General features: G+C 68.6%; 21 protein-coding genes. 7 read left to right on the top strand and 14 right to left on the bottom strand.

Annotated features, from left to right (window positions below):
* Positions 1 to 29 precede the first annotated feature (29 nt).
* Together treS and EV652_RS30580 are read left to right on the top strand one after the other, a co-directional pair.
* Positions 30 to 1,751 (top strand): maltose alpha-D-glucosyltransferase, encoded by a 1,722-nt coding sequence (treS, locus tag EV652_RS30575; RefSeq protein ID WP_132212726.1) that lies wholly within the window; start codon positions 30 to 32, stop codon positions 1,749 to 1,751.
* On the top strand, positions 1,751 to 3,163 hold the full coding sequence (locus EV652_RS30580; RefSeq protein ID WP_132212727.1) for a maltokinase N-terminal cap-like domain-containing protein: 1,413 nt from the start codon (positions 1,751 to 1,753) through the stop codon (positions 3,161 to 3,163). The genes treS and EV652_RS30580 overlap by 1 nt, the downstream gene beginning before the upstream one ends.
* 33 nt (positions 3,164 to 3,196) lie before the next feature.
* On the opposite strand, the gene EV652_RS30585 is transcribed toward EV652_RS30580, so the two are convergent.
* The 11 genes from EV652_RS30585 to EV652_RS30635 are packed head-to-tail and all read right to left on the bottom strand — an operon-like array spanning position 3,197 to position 16,261.
* Positions 3,197 to 4,174, bottom strand: coding sequence for an acetylxylan esterase (locus EV652_RS30585; protein WP_132212728.1), 978 nt, complete (start codon positions 4,172 to 4,174; stop codon positions 3,197 to 3,199).
* A gap of 12 nt (positions 4,175 to 4,186) precedes the next feature.
* On the bottom strand, positions 4,187 to 6,505 hold the full coding sequence (locus EV652_RS30590) for a polysaccharide lyase 8 family protein (protein ID WP_132212729.1): 2,319 nt from the start codon (positions 6,503 to 6,505) through the stop codon (positions 4,187 to 4,189).
* Positions 6,498 to 7,667: a GDSL-type esterase/lipase family protein gene (locus EV652_RS30595; RefSeq protein ID WP_132212730.1), complete on the bottom strand. Its 1,170-nt coding sequence runs from the start codon at positions 7,665 to 7,667 to the stop codon at positions 6,498 to 6,500. The genes EV652_RS30590 and EV652_RS30595 overlap by 8 nt, the downstream gene beginning before the upstream one ends.
* Positions 7,667 to 8,158, bottom strand: coding sequence for a hypothetical protein (locus EV652_RS30600; protein WP_199238476.1), 492 nt, complete (start codon positions 8,156 to 8,158; stop codon positions 7,667 to 7,669). Before EV652_RS30600 ends, EV652_RS30595 begins: the two co-directional genes overlap by 1 nt.
* Positions 8,159 to 8,186: 28 nt before the next feature.
* Complete coding sequence (locus EV652_RS30605) at positions 8,187 to 8,771, bottom strand: YesL family protein (protein WP_132212731.1); 585 nt, start codon at positions 8,769 to 8,771, stop codon at positions 8,187 to 8,189.
* Positions 8,768 to 10,714, bottom strand: a complete 1,947-nt coding sequence (locus EV652_RS30610; protein WP_132212732.1) for a DUF4962 domain-containing protein — start codon at positions 10,712 to 10,714, stop codon at positions 8,768 to 8,770. Before EV652_RS30610 ends, EV652_RS30605 begins: the two co-directional genes overlap by 4 nt.
* Entirely contained in the window at positions 10,714 to 12,387 is a 1,674-nt protein-coding gene (locus EV652_RS30615; protein ID WP_132212733.1) for a heparinase II/III domain-containing protein, read from the bottom strand. Before EV652_RS30615 ends, EV652_RS30610 begins: the two co-directional genes overlap by 1 nt.
* Positions 12,375 to 13,139, bottom strand: a complete 765-nt coding sequence (locus EV652_RS30620; RefSeq protein WP_132212734.1) for an SDR family NAD(P)-dependent oxidoreductase — start codon at positions 13,137 to 13,139, stop codon at positions 12,375 to 12,377. The genes EV652_RS30615 and EV652_RS30620 overlap by 13 nt, the downstream gene beginning before the upstream one ends.
* Positions 13,140 to 13,162: 23 nt before the next feature.
* Positions 13,163 to 14,041, bottom strand: coding sequence for a carbohydrate ABC transporter permease (locus tag EV652_RS30625; protein WP_242002107.1), 879 nt, complete (start codon positions 14,039 to 14,041; stop codon positions 13,163 to 13,165).
* Positions 14,028 to 14,978 (bottom strand): carbohydrate ABC transporter permease, encoded by a 951-nt coding sequence (locus tag EV652_RS30630; protein WP_199238477.1) that lies wholly within the window; start codon positions 14,976 to 14,978, stop codon positions 14,028 to 14,030. Before EV652_RS30630 ends, EV652_RS30625 begins: the two co-directional genes overlap by 14 nt.
* Positions 14,975 to 16,261 carry an ABC transporter substrate-binding protein gene (locus EV652_RS30635; protein WP_132212735.1) on the bottom strand — a complete coding sequence of 429 codons (1,287 nt, stop codon included), beginning with the start codon at positions 16,259 to 16,261 and terminating at the stop codon, positions 14,975 to 14,977. Before EV652_RS30635 ends, EV652_RS30630 begins: the two co-directional genes overlap by 4 nt.
* 238 nt (positions 16,262 to 16,499) lie before the next feature.
* Between EV652_RS30635 and EV652_RS30640 the strand changes: the two genes are divergently transcribed.
* From EV652_RS30640 to EV652_RS30650, 3 genes are all read left to right on the top strand, one after another.
* A complete protein-coding gene (locus tag EV652_RS30640; RefSeq protein WP_132212793.1) occupies positions 16,500 to 17,552 on the top strand; it encodes a LacI family DNA-binding transcriptional regulator in 1,053 nt (350 codons plus the stop codon).
* Between the two features lie 74 nt (positions 17,553 to 17,626).
* Entirely contained in the window at positions 17,627 to 19,879 is a 2,253-nt protein-coding gene (gene glgB, locus EV652_RS30645; protein WP_132212736.1) for a 1,4-alpha-glucan branching protein GlgB, read from the top strand.
* A 37-nt stretch (positions 19,880 to 19,916) separates the two neighbouring features.
* Positions 19,917 to 20,792: an NUDIX hydrolase gene (locus tag EV652_RS30650; RefSeq protein WP_242002108.1), complete on the top strand. Its 876-nt coding sequence runs from the start codon at positions 19,917 to 19,919 to the stop codon at positions 20,790 to 20,792.
* Here the strand turns inward: EV652_RS30650 and EV652_RS30655 are convergent.
* A complete protein-coding gene (locus EV652_RS30655) occupies positions 20,785 to 21,615 on the bottom strand; it encodes a phosphotransferase (protein WP_132212738.1) in 831 nt (276 codons plus the stop codon). The genes EV652_RS30650 and EV652_RS30655 overlap by 8 nt on opposite strands.
* 42 nt (positions 21,616 to 21,657) lie before the next feature.
* Positions 21,658 to 22,041, bottom strand: coding sequence for a DUF4870 domain-containing protein (locus tag EV652_RS30660; protein ID WP_132212739.1), 384 nt, complete (start codon positions 22,039 to 22,041; stop codon positions 21,658 to 21,660).
* Positions 22,042 to 22,140: 99 nt separating this feature from the next.
* Between EV652_RS30660 and EV652_RS30665 the strand changes: the two genes are divergently transcribed.
* Both EV652_RS30665 and EV652_RS30670 read left to right on the top strand, forming a co-directional pair.
* Entirely contained in the window at positions 22,141 to 23,046 is a 906-nt protein-coding gene (locus EV652_RS30665; protein ID WP_132212740.1) for an alpha/beta hydrolase, read from the top strand.
* Positions 23,046 to 24,020, top strand: coding sequence for a sigma-70 family RNA polymerase sigma factor (locus EV652_RS30670; RefSeq protein ID WP_132212741.1), 975 nt, complete (start codon positions 23,046 to 23,048; stop codon positions 24,018 to 24,020). Before EV652_RS30665 ends, EV652_RS30670 begins: the two co-directional genes overlap by 1 nt.
* Here the strand turns inward: EV652_RS30670 and EV652_RS30675 are convergent.
* A complete protein-coding gene (locus EV652_RS30675; RefSeq protein ID WP_132212742.1) occupies positions 23,961 to 25,364 on the bottom strand; it encodes an MFS transporter in 1,404 nt (467 codons plus the stop codon). The genes EV652_RS30670 and EV652_RS30675 overlap by 60 nt on opposite strands.
* Between the last annotated feature and the right edge of the window lie 9 nt (positions 25,365 to 25,373).

Genomic DNA, 25,373 nt, shown 5'->3' on the forward strand with positions numbered 1-25,373 from the left:
CGCAGTACCGCTAGGTTTGGAGACACCCGATGGAGGTGAGCGTGACCGACATGCTGCCGGAGCAGCACCACGGACTGACGAAGAGTGACCCGCTGTGGTTCAAGCGGGCCGTCTTCTACGAGGTCCTCGTGCGGTCCTTCAAGGACTCGAACGCCGACGGCATCGGCGATCTGCAAGGCCTGACCGAGAAACTCGACTACCTCGAGTGGCTCGGGGTGGACTGTCTCTGGTTACCCCCGTTCTATCCGTCGCCGCTGCGCGACGGCGGCTACGACATCTCCGATTACACCGGGGTGATGCCCGAGGTCGGCACGATCGCCGACTTCGCCGCGTTCATGGAGGCCGCGCACACGCGCGGGATCCGGATCATCGTCGACTTCGTGATGAACCACACCTCCGACCAGCACCCCTGGTTCCAGGCGTCGCGCAGCGACCCGGACGGTCCGTACGGCGACTTCTACGTGTGGTCCGACACCGACGACAAGTACGGCGACGCGCGCATCATCTTCGTCGACACCGAGTCGTCGAACTGGACCTGGGACCCGGTCCGCGGCCAGTACTTCTGGCACCGGTTCTACGCCAACCAGCCCGACCTGAACTTCGAGAACCCGGCCGTCGGCGACGCCATGATCGAGGCGCTGAAGTTCTGGCTCGACCTCGGTGTGGACGGCTTCCGGCTGGACGCGGTGCCGTACCTGTTCGAGACCCAGGGCACCAACTGCGAGAACCTCCCCCGCACCCACGAGTTCCTCAAGCGGGTCCGCAAGGAGGTGGACGCGAACTACTCCGACCGCGTCCTGCTCTGCGAGGCGAACCAGTGGCCGGCCGACGTGGTCGAGTACTTCGGCGACCGCTCCTCTGGCGGTGACGAGTGCCAGATGGCGTTCCACTTCCCGGTGATGCCGCGCATCTTCATGGGCGTACGGCGGGAGTCGCGGTTCCCGATCTCGGAGATCCTGGCCCAGACGCCGGAGATCCCGGAGACCTGCCAATGGGGCATCTTCCTGCGCAACCACGACGAGCTGACACTCGAGATGGTCAGCGACGAAGAGCGCGACTACATGTGGGGCGAGTACGCGCAGGACCCGCGGATGAAGGCCAACATCGGCATCCGCCGGCGGCTGGCCCCGCTGCTGGACAACGACACCAACAAGATGGAGTTGTTCACCGCGATGCTGCTCAGCCTGCCCGGCTCGCCGATCCTGTACTACGGCGACGAGATCGGCATGGGCGACAACATCTGGCTCGGTGACCGCGACGGTGTCCGGACCCCGATGCAGTGGTCGCCGGACCGCAACGCCTCGTTCTCCACCGCCACGCCGGGCAAGCTCAGCCTGCCGGTGATCATGGACCCGGTCTACGGCTACCAGGCGGTCAACGTCGAGGCCGAGATGGAGAACGCCTCGTCGCTGCTGCACTGGACCCGCCGGATGATCCAGACCCGCAAGCAGCACCCGTGTTTCGGCATGGGTACTTTCACAGACCTGGGGGGTTCCAACCCCAGCGTGCTGTCGTACGTCCGCGAGTTCGGTGACGATGTGGTGCTGTGCGTGAACAATCTGTCGAGGTTCCCGCAGCCGATCGAGTTGGACCTACGCCAGTGGCAGGGCGTGGAGCCGATCGAGCTGCTCGGCGGGGTGCACTTCCCCACCATCGGTGAGTTGCCCTACCTTTTGACGCTCGGAGCGCACGGTTTCTACTGGTTCCGGCTGCCGGTCACCAAGCCGGCTGATCACGAGGAGAGCATGTAGTGAGTTCCCATCTGGACCAGGTCCAGTCCTTCTGTTCGGGCCAGAGGTGGTTCGGCGAGAAGGGACACGACGTCCACGTCGACGCGATGGCCACCTCGGTGTGGCTGTCGGGCGAGGATGCCTGGCCCGCGGTCCGGATCGGGTTCGTCTACTGCGCCGGCCCGCCCGGGTCGGAGTTCCCCATCCGGGTGTACCAACTGCCGCTCAGCTACCACCGCGAACCGGTCGACAACCTCGGGCACGCGCTGGTCGGTGAGTGGGAGGAACAAGACCTGGCCGACGCCCAGGTCTGGGTGTACGACGCGCTGCACGACAAGGAAGCCACGCCGTACTGGCTGGACGGCCTGACGCACGGACGGCAGTTGGACGGGCTGGAGTTCCATCCCGTCCACGCTCCGGAGCGGGCGACCGTCGTACCGGAGGACTCGCGCTCGCTGGTCCTCACGGTGGAGCAGAGCAACACGTCGCTGGTGTTCGGCGACGTGGCGCTGCTGAAGGTTTTCCGCCGGCTCGAGCCCGGGAGCAATCCCGGGGTCGAGATCGAGTCGGCGCTCACCGAGGCGGGGTCCGAACTGGTCCCCGAGGTGCTCGGATCCGCCCGCGGATCCTGGCCGCGCGCGGGCGGCGGGACCGACACCGGCGAGCTCGCGATGATGACGGCGTTCCAGAAGAACGCCACCGACGGCTGGGCGTTCGCGACCTCGTCGGTGCGGGACCTGTACGCCGAGGCGGATCTGCACGCCGAGGAGGTCGGCGGCGACTTCGCGGCCGAGTCACACCGGCTCGGCGCGAGTACCGCGCAGGTCCACTCCGAGCTGGCCAAGGCACTCGGCACCGACATCTGGGAGCCGGCCCTGCTGGTCGAGCATGCCGCGGCGATGCGGCGCCGGCTCGAGGTGGCGGCCGCGGCGATCCCGGAGCTCGCGCCGTTCGCCGCCGGGCTGACCCGGGCGTTCGACGCACTGGCGTCGTACGACCAGCCGGTGACGGTGCAGCGGATCCACGGTGACTTCCACCTGGGTCAGGTACTGCGGACGATCGACGGCTGGAAGCTGATCGACTTCGAGGGCGAGCCGGCCAAGTCGCTGATCGAGCGGCGGGCGCTGGACACCCCGATCAAGGACATCGCCGGGATGCTGCGGTCGTTCGACTACGCGGCCCGGTCGCTGCTGGCCGACCACCAGGGCGACCAGCAGATCGCGTACCGGGCGGCCGAGTGGGCCAGCCGGAACCAGCAGGCCTTCTGCGACGGGTACGCCGAGGTGGCGGGCACGGATCCGCGGGAGCAAGCGGTGCTGCTGAGCGCGTTCCTGGCCGACAAGGTGATCTACGAGACCCTGTACGAGGCCCGCAACCGGCCGTCCTGGCTGCCGATCCCGCTGGCCGCGGCCGCACAGCTGGCCGAACAGTAATCTGCGCCAGGTAGGCCGACCTACCGTGAGGCGCTAGCTCGGTCCGAAGACTGAGGCGAGTGCGCCGAGCTTGCGCGGTACGTCGTACTCGGCGCCACCCTCATGGCCGTTGTACGGGAACACCTCCAGTTGGGCCGGACCGCCGTACCGGTGGAAGGCGGCGACGACGGTCGAGGGCGGGCAGACGTTGTCCATCAGCGCGACCGAGAACCACGCCGGGCAGTCCGCCCGCGCCGCGAAGTTGACCGCGTCGAAGTACGACAGCGTCGCCATCGCCTTCTCCACCTCGAACCGGTGACCCTTCAGCCAGCGGCCGATCTCGGCGTACGGGCCGTTGTCGGTGATCTGCGACGCGCGCCGGTAGTGGCAGAGGAACGGTACGTCGGCGATCGCCGCGGACAGGTCGTCGCGGAGACCGGCAACGGCCAGCGCGAGGCCGCCGCCCTGACTTCCACCGATGACGGCGACCCGGGTGGGATCGACGTCCGGGCTGGCCTTCGCCGCGTCGACGGCGCGCACCGCGTCCGTGATGAGCCGCCGGTAGTAGTGCCGGTACGGGTCCTCGATCCCTCTGGTCAGGAACCCGGGCGACGACGACCCGTGCCCGTCCGGCGCGATGTCGGCGGTGTCGGCCACGGTCTTGCCGCCACCGCCCTGGCCGCGGTTGTCCATCACCAGATGGGCGTAGCCGGCGGCGCTCCAGGTCAGCCATTCGTACGGGATGCCGCGGCCGCCGTTGTAGCCGATGTACTGCACGACCACGGGCAACGGTCCACTGCGATGACGTGGCAGGAGCAGCCACGCCTTGACCGGTTGACCGCCCCACCCGGCGAACGTCACGTCCTGTACGTCGACAGTCGCGAGGCGAGCGTCGTACGGCTCGAACCGGGCGTCGATCGGACTGCCGGCCGCGTCGTCGAGCGTCTGCTTCCAGAACGCGTCGAAGTCCGCGGGTTCCTCCGGGTCCGGCCGGTACTCGCGCAACCGGTCCAGGGGCATGTCAACCAGCATCAGGGGTTCTCCTCAGCGGAAGGTGGCGGTCAGGGTGCCGCCGTGGCTGTCGGTGACGTCGGCGATCAGGCGCCAGCCGGCACCCCGCCGGACGACCTGCACTTTGTCGTCGGCCTCGATGAAGCGCAGCTCCGGCGTGGCCAGGTCGACGGTGACCGTGTTCCGGGTCTGGGTCGGGTCGGAGATCGCGACCGTGCCGCGCGCCACCACGACCGACGCCGGCCCGTCCGCGGTGAGCTCCGCGGCGCATCCGGCCTGCCAGAAGTTCGCGGCCAGTACGTCGTGCAGCCGCACGGCGTGGACGGTCGAGTCGGCACGTAGTCGCCGTACCGGCCGATTCCTGGCGAAGGCCGTGGTCGCGGCCAGACTCGCGGTCGGGAGCTGGACGTAGTAGTAGCCCTGGGCAACGGGTGCGGCACCGTGGTCGATCCAGAGGGTCTGGTACGGCCTGGTCACCGGGGTGTCGGTGCCGTACTTGAGGTTGATCTCGCGCCACGTCGCCGTCCGGTTCTCCCGGAGCACCCGGACCGGCGTGTTGTCCGGGAAGACGTAGCCGCCGGTGCCGGCCAGGTGACAGTAGCCGGCTGCCTGGGTGAACGTCTCGGACCCGGTGCGAAGCTTGCGGTTCTCCACGATCGTCTCCACCGACCCGGGTCCGGTGATGTCCGAGCCGACGCAGACCATCACGTCATCGATCAGGAACCAGCTCTTCAACGCGGTCAGGCCGGTGCCGTGACCGCGCAGGTCCATCCCGTAGGCACCGATCGTCCGGCCGGGCACGGCCGCTCCCCCGACCCAGTCGGCGGCACTCGTACTGCGGAAACCGTACGAGTCGGCCAGTCGCCGGCTGTCGACCGTCGTCCCCGGCAGCCGGTACGGATCGACGGTCGGCCAGTAGTCGCCGGAGTAGTGGCCGAGGTCGTCGTCGTACACCAGGACCATGCCGTCGGACAGATGCCAGCCGTGCAGGTTCTCGGTCTGGATCGACTCGTAGTTGTAGATCCGCGACGAATACGCACTGAGCCCGATCGTGAACCCGGGCCGGTGGTGGGCGACCTTGTCCATCCGTGGGTACTGCTTGTGCAGAACGAGCGGGCCGCGGGCCGGCGTACCGGAGGCCAGGACGGCCCGGGCCGCCACCAGCGAGGCCGGGTCGGTGACGGTCAGGAAGTCGCGGAACGTGTCCTCGGTGATCCACTGTTCGACCAGCGCGGTGAGCCGGGTGGCCCGGTCCGGCGGAGCAGCGGGGATGAGCCGCAACGCACCCTCGATCACCGTCTGGGTCGGCGCGTGGTTCTGTTTGCTGGGCCGGGCGATCTCGCGGCCGCAGACCGAGCCCATCAGGTCGCCGCGGGCCATCAACGGGTCGAACGCGTCGTCGATCCAGTGGTAGATGTTGTCCAGGTCCCGATCGGTGACGGACCACTGGGTGCCGCCGAGCAGGTAGAGCAGCGACGACAGCGTGCCGAGCAACTCCTTCCCGTAGCCGCCGTTGTACGGATGCTTCCAGTGCTGGAGGAACGCGCCGTCGCTGTAGAAGCCCTCGCCGGTCCCGTCGGTCCGGCCGGGTGCGTCGTTGAAGGCGAGCACGCTGTTCGCGCCGTCGCCCTCGACATCGCTGATCGCGTCGCGCACGCGGGTGAGTGCCGCGGTGTCGCCATCGAGCACCGCCCGTACGGCGACCACGGTCGCGATCCAGACCCGGTTGGCGCCGGTGGCGATCTGCCGGTCGGCACGCCAGAGATTCGGATCGGGCGTGTAGTGGTTGATCGCAGCCGTGTACGTCGACCGCAGTGCCGGGTCGATCACGTCGTACAGCAGAACGAGCGTGTCGGCGAAGGCGGAGGCGCCGCCGATCTCCCAGTCGTAGTCGTTGTCGTACCGCGGCAGGGTTGGGCTGTACCGGTTGGCGTACATCCAGTCGAGCGCGCCGAGCACATCCGCGGCGACCTGCGCGTTCCCGGCGTACGACGAACCGGTGGTGCCCCAGGCGACCGCGATCTGCTTGATCCGCCGGAAGTTCGACGCGACGTGGTTGGACAGGGTGGTGCTGGCCAGGTCGGGCCAGAGGGTCGTGCGGTTCGCGGAACGGTCGAGGGTGGTCAGCGCGGACTTGGCGAGCTTGTCGATCCGCGCGATCGCGACCGCGAGATCGGGGTCGGTGGGATCCACGGTGGGACCGCCGGTGAGCAGCGTCTGCCACCGGCGGCGCAACTCGTTGGTGGACTCGTCGGCCCAGGACGGCAGCGTGAGCGGGCCGGCCGTCAACGCGGCCGCGCCGCCGAGCATGCCGCCGAGGACCGTTCGTCGGCGGAGGGTGAGATCAGGCATCGAATTCCTTTCCAACACAAAGGGCGATCGCTCGGGCTCCGGCGGCATTCGGGTGGAGTCCGTCGCCGCTGGTGAAGTCGGGCCGGAGCCGGGCGGGATCGGCGGGATCACGAAGTGCCGCGTCGACGTCCACGAGGGTGTCGAAGATGCCGCCGGTCCGCAGTCCGGCGTTGACCTGCTGCCGGACCATCTCCAGCTCGTCGGTGTAGCGGATCCAGCCCCTGAATGGGCCGATGGTTGCCCCGAGCACCTTCAGCTCCTGGTCCCGGGCCCGCCGCGCCAGTTGGCCGTACGCCGCCAGCAGCACGGCGGGATCGAGCTGACTCGGCGGCTGCTGGATGTCGTTGATCCCCAGGAACACCAGCACGGCATCGAGTCCGGGCAATGCCAGCACGTCCCGGTCGAACCGGGCCTGTCCGCCGGGACCGAACCGTCCGTCGTCGAGCAGCAGCCGGTTACCACTGATCCCGAGATTCGCCACCGCGGGTGCTTTCCGGAACAGCGCAGCGAACTGATCAGGCCAGCGCAGATTCGTGTCGTCCGGTGTGCCGACCCCCTCGGTGATCGAATCGCCGAGGATCGCGAGCGTCCGCTGGTCACGGCTGGTGACGTCGACGCCGGTGAGTAGGAAGACCGACTTGGTCTGCCGCTGGTACGCCGAATTGCCTGCACCGGTCAGATCGCCAGCACCGATCAGTCCGGTGGCGTGGACATTGCGATGGAAGCTCAGTGGACCGGTCGGTCCGGGCAGATAGATGCTCACCACCAAGTCACCGTGGTCGGGCACGTGCAGGTCGACGGGATCGCTGATCACAGTCGCACCGGTCGCGATCAACACCTGCTTCTCGCCGGAGAAGAGGACTGGGTGGCGTCCTGCGGTGACAGGGCCGACGGTGACCGGTGTGGTTCCGAACGGATTGGCGAATCGGAGCCGGATCGGGCCGCCCGCGGACAAGCGCAGTACCTGCCGGATCGTCGTGTCAGTGAATCCGGTGGTCGCGTCGGCGTCGGATGCTGTTGGGGCTGTCTGGGCGGTGGCCCAGCTGGTGCTCCAGCGGCGCGGCCCGCTCGGAGTCGCGGTGGCGGTGGCCGGCGCGGCGATCAGAGTCAGCGAGCCGGCGGCCGCCCCGCCGAGGAGCCCTCGGCGGGACAGCGTGCTCATCAGCAGGATCCGGTGGGGTCGAAGTCGGCGCCGTACGTGCCGACAGAGTTTCCGCCGGTGTTGCCGGACATCGTGTTGCCGCAGATCTGGCCCTGCGGCGTACGCATGAACTTGATGCCGCCGGCGTCGTTGCCGGTCAATGGTGTTGCCGTACACGTCGTTGTCGACGCCGTCGGTCGCGGTGTCGCCACCGAGCCGGACGCCGGCGCCGGTGTTGTCGTAGATCGTGTTGTAGCGGAAGGTGTTGCCGCTCCCCGGGCGTCCAGGCCGCCGGAGCTGGGGTCCTTCTGCTGACTGCAGTCGTTGTACTCGACGATGTTCGCGGTCGAGTTCTCCTTGACGTCGACGCACTCGTTGCCGGCCGTCGCGATGGTGTTGTGGTGGATCCGGTTGTTGCGACTGCGGTCGGGCTGGTCGTCGGGCGCGCCGTTCTCACCCTGCTGTTCGGGGGCGGTGCCGAGGATCAGGATCGGGACGAGTCTTCTGGACATAGCTGTCCTCCCAGAGGGCGGTTGGGGACTAGGACGTGGCACGCTCGGTGTGGTCGGCCACGACCAGGCCGACCAGCACCGGAACGGTGGTGCCGAGCAGAAGTGGGCCCGCCGGAACGACGAGCGAGAAGACGGGGGCCGCGATCGCGGCGCCGAGCAGCGCCGTACCGCGGGGAACGGACGTAAAGGCGAGGCCGAACGCCGTCCGACGCCAGCCGGACGCAGTACCGGAGGGGTTGCGCCCGGCCGCCACGGCCAGCGCGAGGTGGTAGGTGACGCCGGCCGCGACCAGGCCGACGTGGACCATGAACAGGACCAGGGCGCCCGGACCCGATTGGCCGGACAGGAACATCAGGTTGCTGACGGCAACGACTGCGGCGACGGTGAGCAGGATCGAGTGCGGCAGCAGCGGGCGCCAGTACCGGCGCCACCCGGTGAAAACCCCGATGAACACGCGGGTGTCACCGTCGGTCCGCCACCGGCTGAGTGCGAACCCGACTGCCGCGAGCGCCGGCAGCCAGGTCACCACCCCGAGACACAGGATCGAGAAGGCGGCGCCGGCCATCACCGGACTCGCCAGCCAACCCAGCCAGTCCAGCGCCCGCCGCATCATGACAGCTCGCCCTCGACCACCAGCGACAACCCGGACGTGTCGGAGCGGATCACCGCCTTCGCGCGCGCCGAAACCCCTTCGCCCTCGATGTACCCGTCGTCATCTGCGAGCAGCACGGTCTCGCCCTCGAAAGCGATTCCGCACCCGCGGGTCAGTTCGATCCGCCGGCCGCTCGCCTTCTCCGGCCGCAGCGAGGACGTTGGCTCGATCGTGGTCAGCAAGGTCGCGGTCGTATTGCGTTCCGCGGTGGCGCGCAGCGTGTGCATCGTCCGGGTGAGCCGCAGACTCGGCGTACTCGAGGTCGGATTCGCCTCGACCTCCGTGACCACGGACGAGACATCGACCGGGGAGTGCGTCCGGACCCAGGCCTGGGCCGACCCCGACCGCAGGACGACGTCGTCGCCGTCGAACTCGAGCGGCCAATCGGCGTGCAGCAAGAACGTCCACTCGCGGGGCGACCGCGCGGCGCATTGATCCAGCAGCACCAGGCGGCCGGCCGGGGTGAACACCAGCGTCCGGTCCAGCCGTTCGATCTCCAGCTCGGCCGGGTACATCGCCGCGATCCGAGCGGTCGCGTGCGCCATTCCGTCCTCGGCCAGGACGTCCACCATCTGCGCCTGACGCTCGTACGGCGCGCCCTTGTACACGTGGTAGCGGTCCTCGTCGGCGAACCCCTGCCCGTCCACCAGGATCAGGTTGTGGTCGCCGGCCCGCTTGCGGTTGCTGTACCCCTCGTCGACGGCGAGGAACGCACCCCGCGACGTGAGCACGAACGACCCGGCATCCGGGTGATGGTGCCCAGCGCTCAACGTCTCCCAGCCGCGTTCGGTGTCCAGCCGGTGCGAGGTCTCCCACGCCTGGTGGCCACCACCCGGCGCGGCCTTGAACGACACCATCGTCGCCTGGTCGTCCCAACCGGTTCGCGCGGTGACCAGACCGAGGTCCGGGAAGTACGCCGACAACGGCGTGGACTCGGCGGGTGCAACGGCCGGCACGGTGTCGTCGTACCAGAGAAGCTCCAGATAGGCCTCGGGCATGACACCAGGCTTCACACCACTCGCGTACGCCTCGCGCCAGAAGAACCGTTCGGCCACCTGACCGGCGAGCCACTGCGCTTCGCCGATGCGATAGGCCGAGGCGAGCTTGTAGTACAGCGCGACGCTGTGCCCACTGCGCCGGTCATGGCAGTCGCCGTGGTCGATGTTCTCCTCGAAGCCGGGTGCGCACTGCTGCAGCCGGTAGGAGAACGTGTTCGCCAGGAAGCGGCATCGGTCCCACCAGTCCAGACCTTCCTGGTCCTGCAGCAGGTCGAGGTACGTCGCCAGCCACGGCACGCCGTACCGCCAGTAGACGACGCCTTCCATGTCCGAGCCGTCGGCCGGCAGCAGGTCGATCACAGTCGCGAAGTTCGCCTTCGCCCGCTCGGTCCAGTCCTTCCGGCCGAGCGCGTACCCGGCAGCGGCGAGGCCGGTGTAGCAGATCCAGTTGTGGTTCTGCCAGTACGACGAACTCCACCACGAACCCTCGGACTCGACGGCGAACTCGTACAGGCGGGTGCCCTGCAACTCCAGCTTCGCGCGCAACTCGTCGGCCAGCTCGAAGTCGTCACCCAGCCAGGTGTACGCGAGCGACAAGCCGTGCAGCAGCCAGCCCGCGTCAAGGTCGTGGTCGGGCAGGTGCGCCTTGCCCCAGTGCGGGAACCCGATCGCGGCCGAGATCCAGCGCGCGGCCTCCACGCGATAGTGCTCGTGGCCGGTCAGTCGGTAGGCCAGCGCGAGGTTCGCGGCGGCGGGGCCGAAGTACGTGATGCTCGCGGATGGGTGCTCGGTCGGCGGGGTCTGACCTCGGTACCAGTCGCACTGTTCCGCCAGTCGCCGCCAGCCAGCGGCGTACCGGCCGTCCAGCTCGGAGCGCAGGTCGTCGAGCCTATGGTCGATCAGCATCAGCGACCCCCGCTCCGGTTGATCGAGTAGACCGACCGGAAAGTCGCGGTCGTGCCGACCACCGTCCAGTCCAGGCCGGTGCGCGTCCGTTGCGGATCGTCTGCCGGCCCAGGGCCCGGACGCGTCACCGGTACGGCGTTGCCCTCGGCAACATGATGTCCGGACAACACCTCGTCACCCGTCCAGGTGGTGTGCACCTCGTCGCCCTCGATCCGCACGGTGAGGTCGACGTCGGGCCGGAACTGCAGCACGATCTCCCGTTCGCGATCGGCCTCCACCCGGACCACGTCGACCAGATAACCGTCTCCGGCCTCGACATGCCGCACCGCGCGGACGCCGTCGTACCAGCCACTCACCTCGGCGGTTACGAACGATGGCCCGGACTCGACCACGACTCCGGTCGCCTCCTCGGGATCGGCGCCGTCGATGCGGATCGTCGGGTGGGCGGCGACCGACGTGTAGTGGCGTCGCCATTCCGCATGGCCGTAGGGGACCTGGCCGGGATCGGGCTGCCACGGTGTCGTCGCGCCGTACAAGTAGAGCGCGAGCTTGTCGTGGTGTCCGTGTGAGCCGCCGTGTGGTCCGTGGTCGAGTACCGCGTGGATGCCGCCGACGCGGATGACGGCGTACGAGTTGGTCAGCTCGACGACCGGAGGGTGCGCTCGCGTGCCAACTCGCGGCGGTCCGGCGAACCAGCCGTCGTACCGGTCCTCCAGCCCGTCGTACTCCGGGCCGACCTCCGCGCGGGCTCGGGCGGCGACCGCGTCGAGACCGTGGTTCGAGGTGAACTGCCGCGCCAGGGCAACGATCTCCAGCCATTCGAGCGCCAGCGGCACCCGGAGGTACGGACCGTCGTGCAGCGCCGGGAGGATGCCGCCGTCGGTGGCGATACCGGCCAGCGCCGCGATCATCGCTTCGAGCCGGTCAGGTACGGCGGCCGGGTCGTGACCACGCAGGCTCAGCAGGTACGCGCGGAGGACGAAGCCGTGGTAGTACGTGCTCGCTTCCCACTCCCAGCCGTCCTCACCGGTCGAGACCTCGAGATGAGCGAACTGCCCGTGCTCACCGGTCAGCCACTCCTTCTCGCCTTCCCAGGGCTCCCCCCGCACTGCTGCCGCAGCCTGACCGGCCGTGATGCCGAGTGCGTTGAACCAGGCCGTGTAGTTCGAGGAGAACTTGTCCTGGGCAACCATCGCGTCACGGGCCCGGCGAGCACCGGCGACCATGTCGTCGAGCATCGGCAAGGTTTCGCTCAGCTCGGCGCGGCCGGCCAGGTTGCGGATGGCATGGGCGATCGGCACACCCCACACCGCGTCGGTCAGCGCCTGGTGGAACAGCCGGCCGCGCTGCATCCACCCCTGCGCCTGCTCGTGCTCACCTTCCTTGGTCAGTTCCAGGTAGAGGCGCGCGTACGACGTGAGCAGGTCCGCGCCTTGACCGTCGTACGAGAGCAATCGGATCCGGCGGGCCCACCAGTGGTGCGCGAGCACCCGCCAGGCCCCGCGCACCGCCTCGGTGTCCACCCGGCAGCCGTACGCGCACGGAATGCCGCCGACCGGGAACTCACCGGCCTCGAACCCGACGTGCTCGAGTTCCACACCGTGTGCCGGGCAGACGTACTGGTGCCACCAGCCACCACGCTCGGCCGGAGGGCGTCCGGTCAGCGAGGCCATGAGCCACCGTCGATGTCGATGGTGATCCCGGTCAGGTACCCCGACGCGGGCAGCGCCAGGAACCGGACCGCGTTCGCCACGTCCTCGACCGAGCCGGCCCGCCCGATCGGCGTACCGGCGACCATCGCCGCCTGCGCCTGCTCGGTGGAGAAGGTCTGGTGGAACGCCGTCTGGGCGATGTACCCGGGCGCGACCGAGTTGACCGTGATCCCGCGAGGACCGAGTTCCTTGGCCAGGCCCTTGGCGAAACCTCGGATCCCGGCCTTGGCGGCGGCGTAGATCACCGAACCGGGGCCACCGCCGTTGTGTGCGGCCAGCGAGGCCATCGTGATGATCCGCGGGTTCGCGGACTGCGCGAGGTGAGGGATCGCGGCCCGGGTGGTGCGGAAGGTGGCGCCGAGGTTCACGTCGACGACCTGCTGGAAGTGCTCGTCGGTCATCTCCTCGACCTTCACCCGGCCGATCAGGTGACCGGCGTTGCAGACCAGGATGTCCAGACCGCCGAGGAACGCGATCGTCTCGTCCAGCAGCCGGTTGACGTCCGCCGTACTGGTGACGTCCGCACCGACCGCGATCGTCTTCCGGCCGAGCGCCTCGATCTCGGCGACCGTCTGTGCGGCGGCGTCCGCGGACGTGCCGTAGTGGACCACGACGTCCGCCCCGGCCGCGGCCAGGCCGAGCGCGATCGCCCGGCCGATCCCGTGCCCGGCCCCGGTGACGAGTGCGCGCGATCCCTGCAGTTCCTCCGGCATAGGTGTGTCTCCTTCGATGATTGTCATTTGATCCCCGCGGTCGCGAAACCTTGGACGAAGTAGCGCTGCCCGATCAGGAACAGCACCACCATCGGAACGGTGGCCAGCGTCGTACCGGCCATCAGGAAGGCCCACTGGGTGTCGTTCTCGGTGCGGAACACCGACAACCCGACCTGGATCACCCGCAGACTGTCGCTCTTGGTCACCAGCAGCGGCCAGAGGAAGTTGTTCCACGACCCCTCGAAGGTGAGCAGCGCGACCGTGATGAACGCGGGCTTCACCAACGGCGTCATGATCCGGGCGTAGATGCCCAGCTCACCGAGACCGTCGAGCCGGGCCGCCTCCTCCAGCTCCACCGGCAGGTCGAGGTAGAACTGCCGGAACAGGAACACCGAGAACGGGCTGACCGCGCCCGGGATGATGAGCGCCCACCAGGTGTCCAGCCACCCGGTTCCGCCCTGACCGGTGATGTCGTTCCCGCCGAACAGCGGCATGAACCGCACGATCAGGAATTCGGGCAGGATCTTGGTGTACGTCGGGATCATCAGCGCCCCGACGAAGCCGAGGAAGATCAGCGTGCTCCCCCGGAACCGCAGCCGCGCCAGCGCGTAGCCGGCCATCGAGGCGATCACCACGTTGAGGATCGTATGGCTGGCCGCGATGACGAAACTGTTCCGCGCGTACGTCGCGAACGGAGCAGCCTCGAGCGCGTCGGCATAGTTGCCGAAAGCCCATTCCGTCGGGAACAGCCGGGGTGGTGCGGCGGCGATGTCGGCCGGGGTCTTCACGGAGGTGAGCAGCATCCAGACGAACGGGACGATCATCACCGCGGAGATCACGGTCAGGGTCAGGTACAGCGCGATCCGGCCGGGGCTCGGCCGGCGGAGGTCAACGCGAGCCACGGTCGCCTCCGGTGATCCGCCGGTTCACCAGCGTCAGGACGAGCAGCAGCGCGAACAGCACCAGGCTCTGCGCGCAGGCGTACCCCATCCGGAACTCCCGGAACGCGGACTTGTAGATCTCGTACGTCATCATCGTGGTGCTGTTGGCCGGGCCGCCGTCGGTCAGGATGTAGACCTGGTCGAAGGACTGGAACGCACCGATCACCGAGGTGACGAAGACGAAGAAGGTGGCCGGCTTCAGCAACGGCAGGGTCAGGCTGAAGAACTGCCGGACCTTCGACGCACCGTCCACCGATGCCGCCTCGTACAGCTCGGCCGGCAGGCTCTGCAGCGCGGCCAGGTAGATCAGCATCTTCAGGCCGATGCCCTGCCAGATGCCGACCGCGATCACCGCCGGCATCGCCCAGCTGGTCGAGGACAGCCAGTTCGGCCCGGACAGGCCGAGGAACGACAGCACGGCATTCGCCAAGCCACTGCGCGGGTCGTAGATCCACAGCCAGACCAGCGCGACCGCGATGGTCGCGGTCACTTGCGGGATGAAGATCGCGGTCCGGAAGATCGCCCGTCCGGTCAGCTTGGTGTTCAGCATCAACGCGATCAGCAGCGCGATCGCCATCGCCACCGGGACGGTGAAGAAGGTGTAGATGCTGGTGTTCAGCACCGCGCGACGGAACACGTCGTCGCCGAACAGGTCGCGGAAGTTCTCGAGTCCGACGAACCGCGGCGGCGTCAGCACGTCGTACGACGTGAAGCTCAGCACCACCGCGGCGACCAGCGGGATGCCGATCCAGATCGTCGCGTGCAGCAGCGCCGGGGCGACCATCAGCAGACCGGCCCGTCGCCGGCTCCGCAACAGTCGCCGGCGGGGTGGGGTGGTGGCCGGACCGGGCGCGGCCTCGCGCACCCGCTCCGGCATCGACACGACGGTTCCGCTCACAGCCGCGAGATCGCTTCCTTGCTCAGGCTCGCCAGTTCGTCGATGGCTTCCTTGGCGGTCCGCTGGCCGACCACGGCGGTCTCCAGGGTGGTCTTGATCTTCTCCCGGATCTCCATCCAGGCCGGCGTCCCACCCTCGGACCGGGCCTTGTTCATGTTGTCCAGGGCAAGCTTCACGAAACCGTTGCTCTTGACGTAGTCCGAGGTCCGCAGGTCCTGCACACCGGGCACCGATCCCCGCTGCTGGGCGGTCGGCAGGATCGTCTCCGGCGTCCCCAGGAACTCCACCAGCGCCTGGGCCGCGGCCGCGTGCTTGGTCGAGGCCGAGCGGGCCACCAGGGTCCCGCCCTGCAACATCGCCGGCACCTTGTTGGCCAGGATGAACGCGCCGACCTTGTCCTCCTTCAGCAGCTCCGGGTTCTGCTGCTGCAACTGCACCCACAGGGAGTTGTTCGCCATCATCATCGCCGACCGGCCCTGGGCCAGCGTGCTCGGCTGACCGGCCGCCGACTTGAACGAGAAGTCGGCCGACTTGTCCTTCACCACGTCCAGGAACAGCTGCAACGCCTCGACACCCCGCTCGTCGTCGAACCGGACCTGCTGGCCGGACTCGTCGAACAGGTTGCCGTCGTTGGCGAACAGGAACGTCTCCCAGCACTGCCGCAGATCGATCGAGAACGGGTCGAACCCGACCCGGGTCAGCTTGCCGGAGCCGTTCGTGCGGGCCAGTTCCTTGGCCATCGTGCGGAGTTCGGCCCAGTCCTTCGGCGGTGCGGTGATGCCGGCCTCGGCGAACATGTCCTTGCGGTAGGTGACGATCCGGGTGTCCAGCACCAACGGCAGCGCGTACAGCTTCCCGTCGTACCGGGACGGCTCCAGCACCCGCTTCTCGTACTGGTACCGGGTGGCCAGCGACTCCGGCAACGGGGCGAGCACCTTCTTGTGCGCGAACGGCGGGATCCAGCCGACGCCGAGCATCACCACGTCCGGCATCAGACCGCCGGCCAGCCCGGTGGTGAGCTTCTCGTTCAGCGCGGTGTACGTCGTGTAGTCGACCTTGACCGTGACGTTCGGGTTCTTCTGCTTGAACGCCGGCAGCAGTTTGCCTTCCAGCAACTGCTTGCCCGTGCTGCCCTCGAAGATCGGGGTCAGCAGGGTGATCTCGCCCTCGGCCGGCCCGTCGGCCGCGGCCTGGCTGCCTTCCGGCGCGGCCGAACACCCGGTGGCGGCGCCGAGCGCGCCGAGGCCGAGGACCGTCAGGACTGATCTGCGGGTGTACTCCATGGCGCGCCCTTTCGTGGTGCTGCGACCGGAATGGATTTGGTGCAACGATCTACCGCCGGCACCGGCGCTGGTGATGGCGGTTGGTGCAACGATGCACCGATGCTAGAGATGGAGATTCTCGGACGTCAAGACCTCACCATGACCGGATTCTGTTCTAGACTTGGAGGCATATCTGCTGCATCGTTACACCACCTAGTGGCAGGACGGTGAGCTTCAGGGAAGAATGCGCGGGGTGACCATGGGAGAGGTGACGATCCAGCAGGTGGCGACAGCGGCCGGTGTCTCGCCGAGCACGGTGTCGAATCTGCTGAACGGGCGGAGTCACCGGATGCTGCCGGAGACCCGGCAGCGGATCGAGACGGCGATCGACAAACTCGGCTACCGGCCGAACCGGGCCGCTCGCCAGCTCCGCACTGGCCGCAACCAGACCGTCGGGCTGGTCGTCCCGTCGGTCGGCAACCCGTTCTGGGGTGCACTGGCCCGGCATCTGGAGTCGGCCGCACTGGCTGAGGGCTATCACGTGCTGCTCTGCAACTCCGAGCGCGATCCCCGCCGCGAGCGCGACTACATCGAAGAACTCTGGGCCGACGGCGTGCACGGCGTCGTACTGTGCTCGTCGCTGCCCTCCCTCGAGCACGTCATGCCGCTGGTCGAGCGGGGGCTTCAGTTGGTCGCCTTCGACCGGACCGCGCAGGCGGGCGACCCCGCGTCCCTGGTGAGCATCAGCGTCGACAACGCCGTCGGCAGCGAGCTGGCCACCCGGCACCTCACCGACCTCGGGCACCGCCGGCTGGCCTTCGTCTCCGGCGCGCTGGCCAGCATCAACCGCAAGGAGCGGCACCGCGGTTTCGTGGCCGGGCTGGAGCGAGCGGGCCTCGACCCGGCCGAGGCGCTGCTGGCGCCGAGCGGCAGCGGCGGCGACGCCTTCGGTGACGTCGAGGCGTCGGAGCTGGGCCGCGCGGCCGCTGCCGAGCTGCTCTCCCTCGACGAGCCGCCGACCGCGATCGTGGCGATCAACGACATGTGCGCCCTCGGAGTCTGCCGCGGCATCCGCGACGGCGGCCTGGAGGTCGCCCGGGACGTGTCCGTGGTCGGCTTCGACGACATCGTGCTCGCCGACCTCTACGCACCCACGCTGACCACCGTCCGGCAGCCGATGCCGGAGATGGCCGCCGAGGCGTTCGGCCTGCTCCGCGCCCGGCTCGAGGACTCCTCCCCGAGCAAGGGCCAGTCGCTGCTGTTCCGCCCTGAACTGATCATCCGCGAGTCGACCGCGGCCCCGCGCGCCTGATCCTTTGTGTACGTCCGGCATCGACGGGTACGGGGGTGCGGTAGATGGCCGATGGATCGGGCAGGATGGGGTTTATGGGATCGAGCGAGCACGACGCCGGGCCGGCAACCGATGCTTTCGAGGCGCCGGTGGTGGCGACCGAAGAGCCTGTGGTGACAGCGGTTCCGGTTGATCGGACGAGCCTGGAGCGGCTGGTCGGCGGGACGTTCCACGATCCCCATCAGGTGCTCGGGCCGCATCTCGGCGACCATGGTGTCACCGTCCGCGTGCTGCGCCCGTTCGCCCAGTCCGTCGTTGTGCTGTACGACGACCAGCGGGTCGAGCTGCGGCACGAGTTCGAAGGTGTCTGGGTCGGCGTACTCGATGTCGACAAGGTGCCCGACTACCGCCTCGAGGTGGCCTACACCGACGGGCCCGCGCTCGAGCTCGACGACCCGTACCGCTACCTGCCGTCACTCGGCGAGGTCGACCTGCACCTGATCGGCGAGGGCCGCCACGAGCTGTTGTGGACCGTGCTCGGCGCCCACGTCCGCCGGTACGACGGCCCGGCCGGAACCATCACCGGTACGTCGTTCGCCGTCTGGGCCCCGAACGCACAGGGCATCCGCCTGACCGCGGACTTCAACTTCTGGGACGGCCGCGCGCATCCGCTGCGGTCGCTCGGGTCGTCCGGTGTGTGGGAGCTGTTCGTTCCGGGTGTCGGCCCGGGCACGCGGTACAAGTTCGACATCTGCGGTCGCGACGGCGTCTGGCGGCAGAAGGCCGACCCGATGGCGAACCTGGCCGAGACTCCCCCGGCGAACGCGTCCGTCGTGCACGAGTCGTCGTACGAGTGGAACGACGCCGAGTGGGTGGAGCGGCGCGCGGCCTCGCACGCCTATGCCGAGCCGATGAGCGTCTACGAGGTGCACCTCGGCTCCTGGCGCAAGGGCAAGTCCTACCGTGAGCTGGCCGACGAGCTCGTTGCCTATGTCAACGAGATGGGCTTCACCCACGTCGAGCTGATGCCGGTGATGGAACATCCGTTCGGCGGCTCCTGGGGCTACCAGGTGACGTCGTACTTCGCGCCGACCTCGCGCTTCGGCGACCCCGACGACTTCCGCTTCCTGGTCGACCGGCTGCACCAGTCCGGTATCGGCGTGATCGTCGACTGGGTGCCGGCACACTTCCCGAAGGACGCCTGGGCGCTGGCCCGGTTCGACGGTACGCCGCTGTACGAGCACCCGGATCCGCGCCGCGGCGAGCAGCCGGACTGGGGCACGCTGGTCTTCGACTTCGGCCGGCCGCAGGTGCGCAACTTCCTGGTCGCGAACGCGATCTACTGGGCCGAGGAGTTCCACATCGACGGCCTCCGGGTGGACGCGGTCGCCTCGATGCTCTACCTCGACTACTCCCGCACCGAGGGTCAGTGGGTGCCGAACCAGTACGGCGGCCGCGAGAACCTGGAGGCGGTGTCGTTCCTGCAGGAGATGAACGCGACCCTCTACAAGCGGGTGCCCGGTGTCATCACCGTGGCCGAGGAGTCCACCTCGTGGCCGGGGGTCACCCGGGACACGCATCTGGGCGGGCTCGGGTTCGGCTTCAAGTGGAACATGGGCTGGATGAACGACTCGCTGCGCTACCTGGAGCACGAGCCGGTCCACCGGCAGTACCACCACCACGAGCTGACGTTCTCGATGATGTACGCCTACTCGGAGAACTTCGTCCTGCCGCTGTCCCACGACGAGGTTGTGCACGGCAAGGGTTCGCTGCTGCGCAAGATGCCGGGTGACCGCTGGCAGCAACTGGCGAACCTGCGCGCCTACCTGGCGATGATGTGGGCGCACCCGGGCAAGCAGTTGCTGTTCATGGGCTGCGAGTTCGGCCAGGAGTCGGAGTGGTCCGAGAAGGGCGAGCTCGACTGGTGGCTGCTGGACCACGCCGACCACCGTGGCCTGCAGCAACTGGTGCGCGACCTGAACGGCGTCTACCGCGACACCACGGCACTCTGGCGGACCGACCACTCGCCGGAGAAGTTCAGCTGGATCGACGCCAACGACGCAGGTAACAACGTGTTCTCCTTCCTCCGGTACGGCGACGACGGCGAGCCCGCCATCGCCTGCATCTCCAACTTCTCCGCCATCCCGCACCACGGCTACCGGCTCGGCCTTCCGTACCGCGGCCAGTGGCAGGAGGCGGTCAACACCGACGCCGACGTCTACGGCGGCTCGGGTGTCGGCAACTTCGGCGCCGTCGACGCCCATGGCCCCGGCTGGCATGGCATGGAAACCAGCACCGAACTGTCCGTCCCACCCCTGTCCACGGTGTTCCTGCGCTACAACCCGTGAGGTTGAGTGTTGGGGCGCACCGGGTAGCGTTCACCGGGTGACCGCCGTACATCCACTGACCGATGGTGAGTTGACCCTGCGACTGTCGCAGGAGGATCCACAGCTGGTGACCTTCGACGTCGAGCACGGCGGAGCGCTCGGCACGGTCGAGGTACGGCGGACAACCCCTGGTGTCGGGTTGGTCACGTGGGCCATGGACGGCGGGCCCGAGGTCGCGCAGCGGGCCGTCCAGCTGGTGGCCGAGTACGCCTTCGGTGAGCTTGGGATGGAGCGGCTGCAGGTCGAGGTGGACCCGGAGCTCCATGCGTCGGCCCGGGTCGCGATCCGGTCCGGGTTCCGGCGCGAGGGCGTGCTGCGTGGTGCGGCGCTGGTGGACGACGAACGCCGCGACGTGGCTGTGTACGGGATGCGGAAGGACGACCCGCGCCCGAATACGTTGACGGGCTGGACCGCCTTGATGGACTCGGCTTTGCCGAAGAAGCGGGTCATCGCGCATGTGATCGTGCGGGACACCGCTGGCCGGGTGCTGCTGTGTCAGGTCAGCTACAAGAAGGATCTGGAGCTGCCCGGCGGTGTGGTCGAGCCGGATGAGGACCCGGCGACCGGGGCGTCCCGTGAGATGCACGAGGAGCTCGGAGTCGCCTTGCCGCTGGTCGGCGTACTCGCGATCGACTGGCTACCCCGCTGGGAGGGATGGGGCGACGCCGTCGAGATCCTGTACGACGGTGGCGTTCACGACCCGTCACTGGTGGACACGTTGCATCCCGACGGTTTCGAGATCCGCGGAGTGGCCTGGCATGCGCCGGACGCACTGAAAGGGCTGGTGTCGCCGCTGAACGCGCGCCGGCTGCCGATGATCCTCGACAATCCCTCCACGCTGCACAACCTGCGTGACGGGGAGCCGATCATCTAGGCAGTCGGTTGAGGTTGCCGACACACCACACGTAGTGACCGTCGCCGGCGTCGGCGTCATAGATGGTCGCGGTGGTGATGGCGTACGCCGCGCGGTACAGGTACATCCGCTGCCGGTCGTGCCCGAGCCGCTCGAACCGGTCGAGCAGCAGATTGTCGAGCCGTTGCGCATCGGGGCCGTACATGTCGAAGAACCCGGCTGCCAGCGCGGCGTCGAAGGTGTTGTCACCGGCCGTCGAGTAGAACCCCCAATCGAGCACCGCGGCAGTCCGCGGCCCGTCCATCAGCAGGTTGGGCTGACAGATATCACCGTGGACGACGCTCAGCCGGTCCGGCTCGATCGTCGCCAGTCGCGTTGTCAGGGTCTCGAGCAGGTTGTCGAAGTCGGGTACGTCGCGCCGGAAGTGGTGACGGGATTCGGCGGCACGTCGTCGTACCAGGGCGGCCAGCGCCTCGCCCCAGGACAGGTCCTCGCGCCAGAACGGCTGGTTGAGGACCGGGAGCGCCTTGCTCGCCGGACCCGCGACGGTCGCGCGGAGTGCCTCGACCACGGCGACGAATGCGTCGAGCGCCTGCTCCTCGGCGACGCCGGACTCCTGCAGTGCGGTGCCGGTCAGCAGGTCCTCCTCGCTGACCGCCTGCCCGTCGGCATCCGCGGTGATCTCGTGGATCCGCGGCGTCCGGAACGGGAGCGGCGGCAGCTCGTCGAGGAACGCCTTCAGCGGGCGTACGTCGTCCGGCCGCCGATCGAACCAGATCTTGCGCACCCGGCCGTCACCGAGATCGTAGACGGCACCTTCCATCCCCTGGCCGATCAGCTCCACGCCCGGAACTCTGCCAAAAGGGTGACTGCTGGTCCAACTGGATCAGCGCACCAGGCGGATCGACAGCGGGTAGCGGTAGTCGCTGCCGCTGGAGGCTGCCATCGTGGCCAGGATGATCACCACCAGCGCCGCGACCGCCCCGATCACCACCAGCGGGATGATGATCAGCACGCCCAGGCCGAACGTGATCAGGATCAGCACCACCGCGACCGCGGTGTAGATCAGCAGCGACAGCTGGAAGTTCAGCGACTCCAGCGCATGCCGCCGGACGAAATCGGACCGATACCGGTACACCAGCCAGATCACCAGCGGGCACAGGAACCCCATCGCGAACCAGGCCGCGACGAACACACCGACGTGAGCCAGCATCCCCCACGTCCGCTCTTCCGAGGCCGACAGCGGCGGCCCGGCACCAGGCGCACTCATACTCCAGTCAAGCACGCCGGGCACGCATCGTCACCGATTCCTTTTCGCTCCTCCCCGGGTCTGTACAGGGGAAAGCTCATCGACGAAGGGACGGCAAGGATGCCGAGCAAGCAGTCAGAAGCGGTCGTGCGGCACTGGGCGACGGCTCGCCTGACCAGTCAACTGCCGGTGGCGGAGCAACCCGACCGGGAGACCGCCGACCACGCCTGGGCCGGACTGACCAGCGAGCCTCGCGATGTGGACTACCTCTCCGTCAGCGAGGTGCCGGCGTTGTGGATCGTGCCGAAGGACGCCGTACCGGATCGGGTGCTGCTGTGCATGCACGGCGGCGGGTTCCTCAGCGGGTCGATCTACTCGCACCGGAAGATGTTCGGCCACCTCGCCAAGGCCGTCGGCGCGCGGGCGCTGGTCTTCGACTACCGCCTGGCACCCGAACACACGCACCCCGCCCAGGTCGACGACGCGACCGCGGTCTACCGCTGGCTGCTCGATCAGGGCGTCGATCCGGCCCGGATCGTGTTCGCCGGCGACTCCTGCGGCGGCGGGCTGGTGATCACCACCCAACTGCGCGCCCGGCAGCAGGGCCTGCCGCTACCGGCCGCCGCGATGCCGTTCTCCCCGTGGGTGGACATGGAGGTCACCGGCGACTCGTACGACGCCAACCGGGACCGGGATGCCTACTTCCACCGGGACCTCGTCCGCGACCTGGCCGCGATGTACGTCGGCGAAGGCGGCGATCCCCGCGATCCGCTGGTCAACCCGCTGTACGGCGATCTGACCGGGTTCGGGCCGATCTACATCCAGGTCGGCGGGGACGAGGTGCTGGTCGACGATGCTCGACTGCTCTACGAGCATGCCCGCAAGGCAGGCGTCGAGGCGCGGCTGGATGTCTTCCCCGACATGCAGCACACCTTCCAGATGGCGGCCGGCCGGGCACCCGAGGCGGACGACGCGATTCAGCGGATGGCCGCCTGGGTCCGGCCGGTGCTACACAGGGAGCCGTGATGGCCGAGTTCGAGCGTCGTACCGAACCATTCCGCAAGGAACTGCTGGCGCACTGTTATCGGATGCTCGCCTCGGTGGACGAGGCCGAGGATCTGGTGCAGGAGACGTACCTGCGGGCCTGGCGCTCGTACTCGACCTTCGAAGGCCGTTCCTCGGTGCGGGTCTGGCTGTACCGGATCGCCACCAACGCCTGCCTGACCGCGCTCGAGCAGCGCGGCAGGCGGGCGCTCCCGTCGGGTCTCGGTGGTCCCAGCGACGACCCCGCTGCGGTGGACTCCGATCCCGGTGTCGCGTGGGTGCAGCCGATCCCGGACTCCCTGCTCGATCCCGCGGCGATCGTCACCACCCGGGAGAGTCTGCGGCTGGCACTGATCGCCGCTTTGCAATACCTCCCGCCGAAGCAGCGCGCCGTACTGATCCTGCGCGAGGTTCTCGCCTTCCCCGCCGCTGAGGTCGCCTCGATGCTCGACACCACGGTCGCGGCGGTGAAGAGCACCTTGCAACGAGCCCGCGCCCGCCTCGACGAGACGGCCCCAGATCGCTCCGACGTCATCGAACCGACCGATCCCCAGGCCCGCGCCCTGCTCGCGGAATACATCGCCGGTTTCGAGAAGGCCGATGTCGCAGCCCTGGAACGAGCCCTCCGCACCGACGCGGCCATCGAACTGGTCGGCACCAGCACCTGGTTCTCCGGCCGGGTCAATTGCCTTCGCCTGCTGGCCACAGCGGTCGGTTCCCCTGGCGACTGGCGGATGATCGGCACGGTGGCCAACGGCCAGCCGGCGGCCGCCGCCTATCTCCGCGATGCCGACGGGACCTACCAGGCCTTCGGACTTGCTCTGCTCACGCCCACCTCGGCCGGCCTCACCCACGTCCATGTCTTCAGCACGCCTGGTCTCGTGACCAAGTTCGGGCTACCGCTCAGCAGTCCGAGTGGTGCTCACGAAGGCCAGACCGAGGATGCCAAGGCCTAGCGCGAGGACTATCGACCACACTCGGTGTTCGGCGGCGGTGAAAGCCTGCGGGTTGGCTGTCGAGCCGACGATCGTGCCGGCGACAGCTACTCCCAGGGTGGTGCCGGTCTGGCGGGCGGACGAGGCGACGGAGGCGGCCAGGCCGGCCATGGACGTGGGCATTCCGGAGATCGCGGTGTTGGTGATCGGTGGGTTGACCGTGGCCAGGAAGAGACCGAAGAACAGGTAGATCGCGAGCACAGCCGGAAGCGGCGTGGTTGGTTCGATCCAGAGTGATGCGGCGGCACCCATGGCCAGGGCGGCACCGGCGATCACCAGCGGAATGCGGGGACCTCGGGCGCCGACAACGTGGCCGGTCAACGGTGAGAGGACCAAGATCACTGCTCCCACCGGGAGCAGGCAGAGCCCGGCGGTGAGCGCCGAAAGGCCGCGGATGTTCTGCAAGTACAGCGTCGTGACGAACAGGAAGGCGCCGAATCCGCAGAGCGCGAAGAGTGCCATCAGGATGGCCGAACTGAACGGGACGCTGCGGAACAGCCGCAACTCCAGCAGCGGATCGGCTCTGCGTGGTTCGTAGACGAGAAGGCCGACCGCGGCGAGGAGGGCGACCAAGAGCAGACCGAGGATCACCGGCGAGGTCCAGCCCAGGCTTGCGGCCTCGATGATCGCGGAGACGACGCTGCCGAGGACGAGGATCACGAGAATCTGCCCGATCGGATCGACCCGGCGCGCGCGGGCCGCGCGGGACTCCGGTACGAACAGGGCGGCGCAGACGATCGCCGACGCGACGATCGGCAGGTTGATCCAGAACACGGCACGCCACCCGAAGCCGTCGACCAGCGCACCGCCGAGGATCGGGCCCAAGGCCAGTGCCAGACCGGACATCGATCCGAACACCCCGATGGCTCGGGCCCGCTCGGCCCGGTCCGGGAAGGTGGTGGCGACGATCGCCATCGCGACCGGGTTCAGCATCGTGCCGCCGACGGCCTGCACCGTCCGGGCGCCGATCAGCCAGCCGACGCTCGGTGCGAGGCCACACAGCAGTGAGCCGAGACCGAACAGGACGAGCCCGGTCAGGAACACCCGGCGGCGACCGATCCGGTCGGCGGTGGAACCGGCCAGCAGCAGGAAGCTCGCGAGGACCAGCGTGTAGGCGTCGACCGTCCACTGGAGGTCGGACATCGAGGCACCGAGGTCGGCGCGAACCGACGGCAGCGCGACGTTGACGATGGAGATGTCCATCACCACGACGATGATGCTGGCGCAGCAGATCGCGAGCACGCCGAGGCGACGGCGCCGGCTGAGCTCGGTCGGGGCGGTGGTCGGGAGCGTTGGAGCACTCATATCCACGAC

The organism is Kribbella steppae, from assembly GCF_004342025.1.
Taxonomy (GTDB): domain Bacteria; phylum Actinomycetota; class Actinomycetes; order Propionibacteriales; family Kribbellaceae; genus Kribbella; species Kribbella steppae.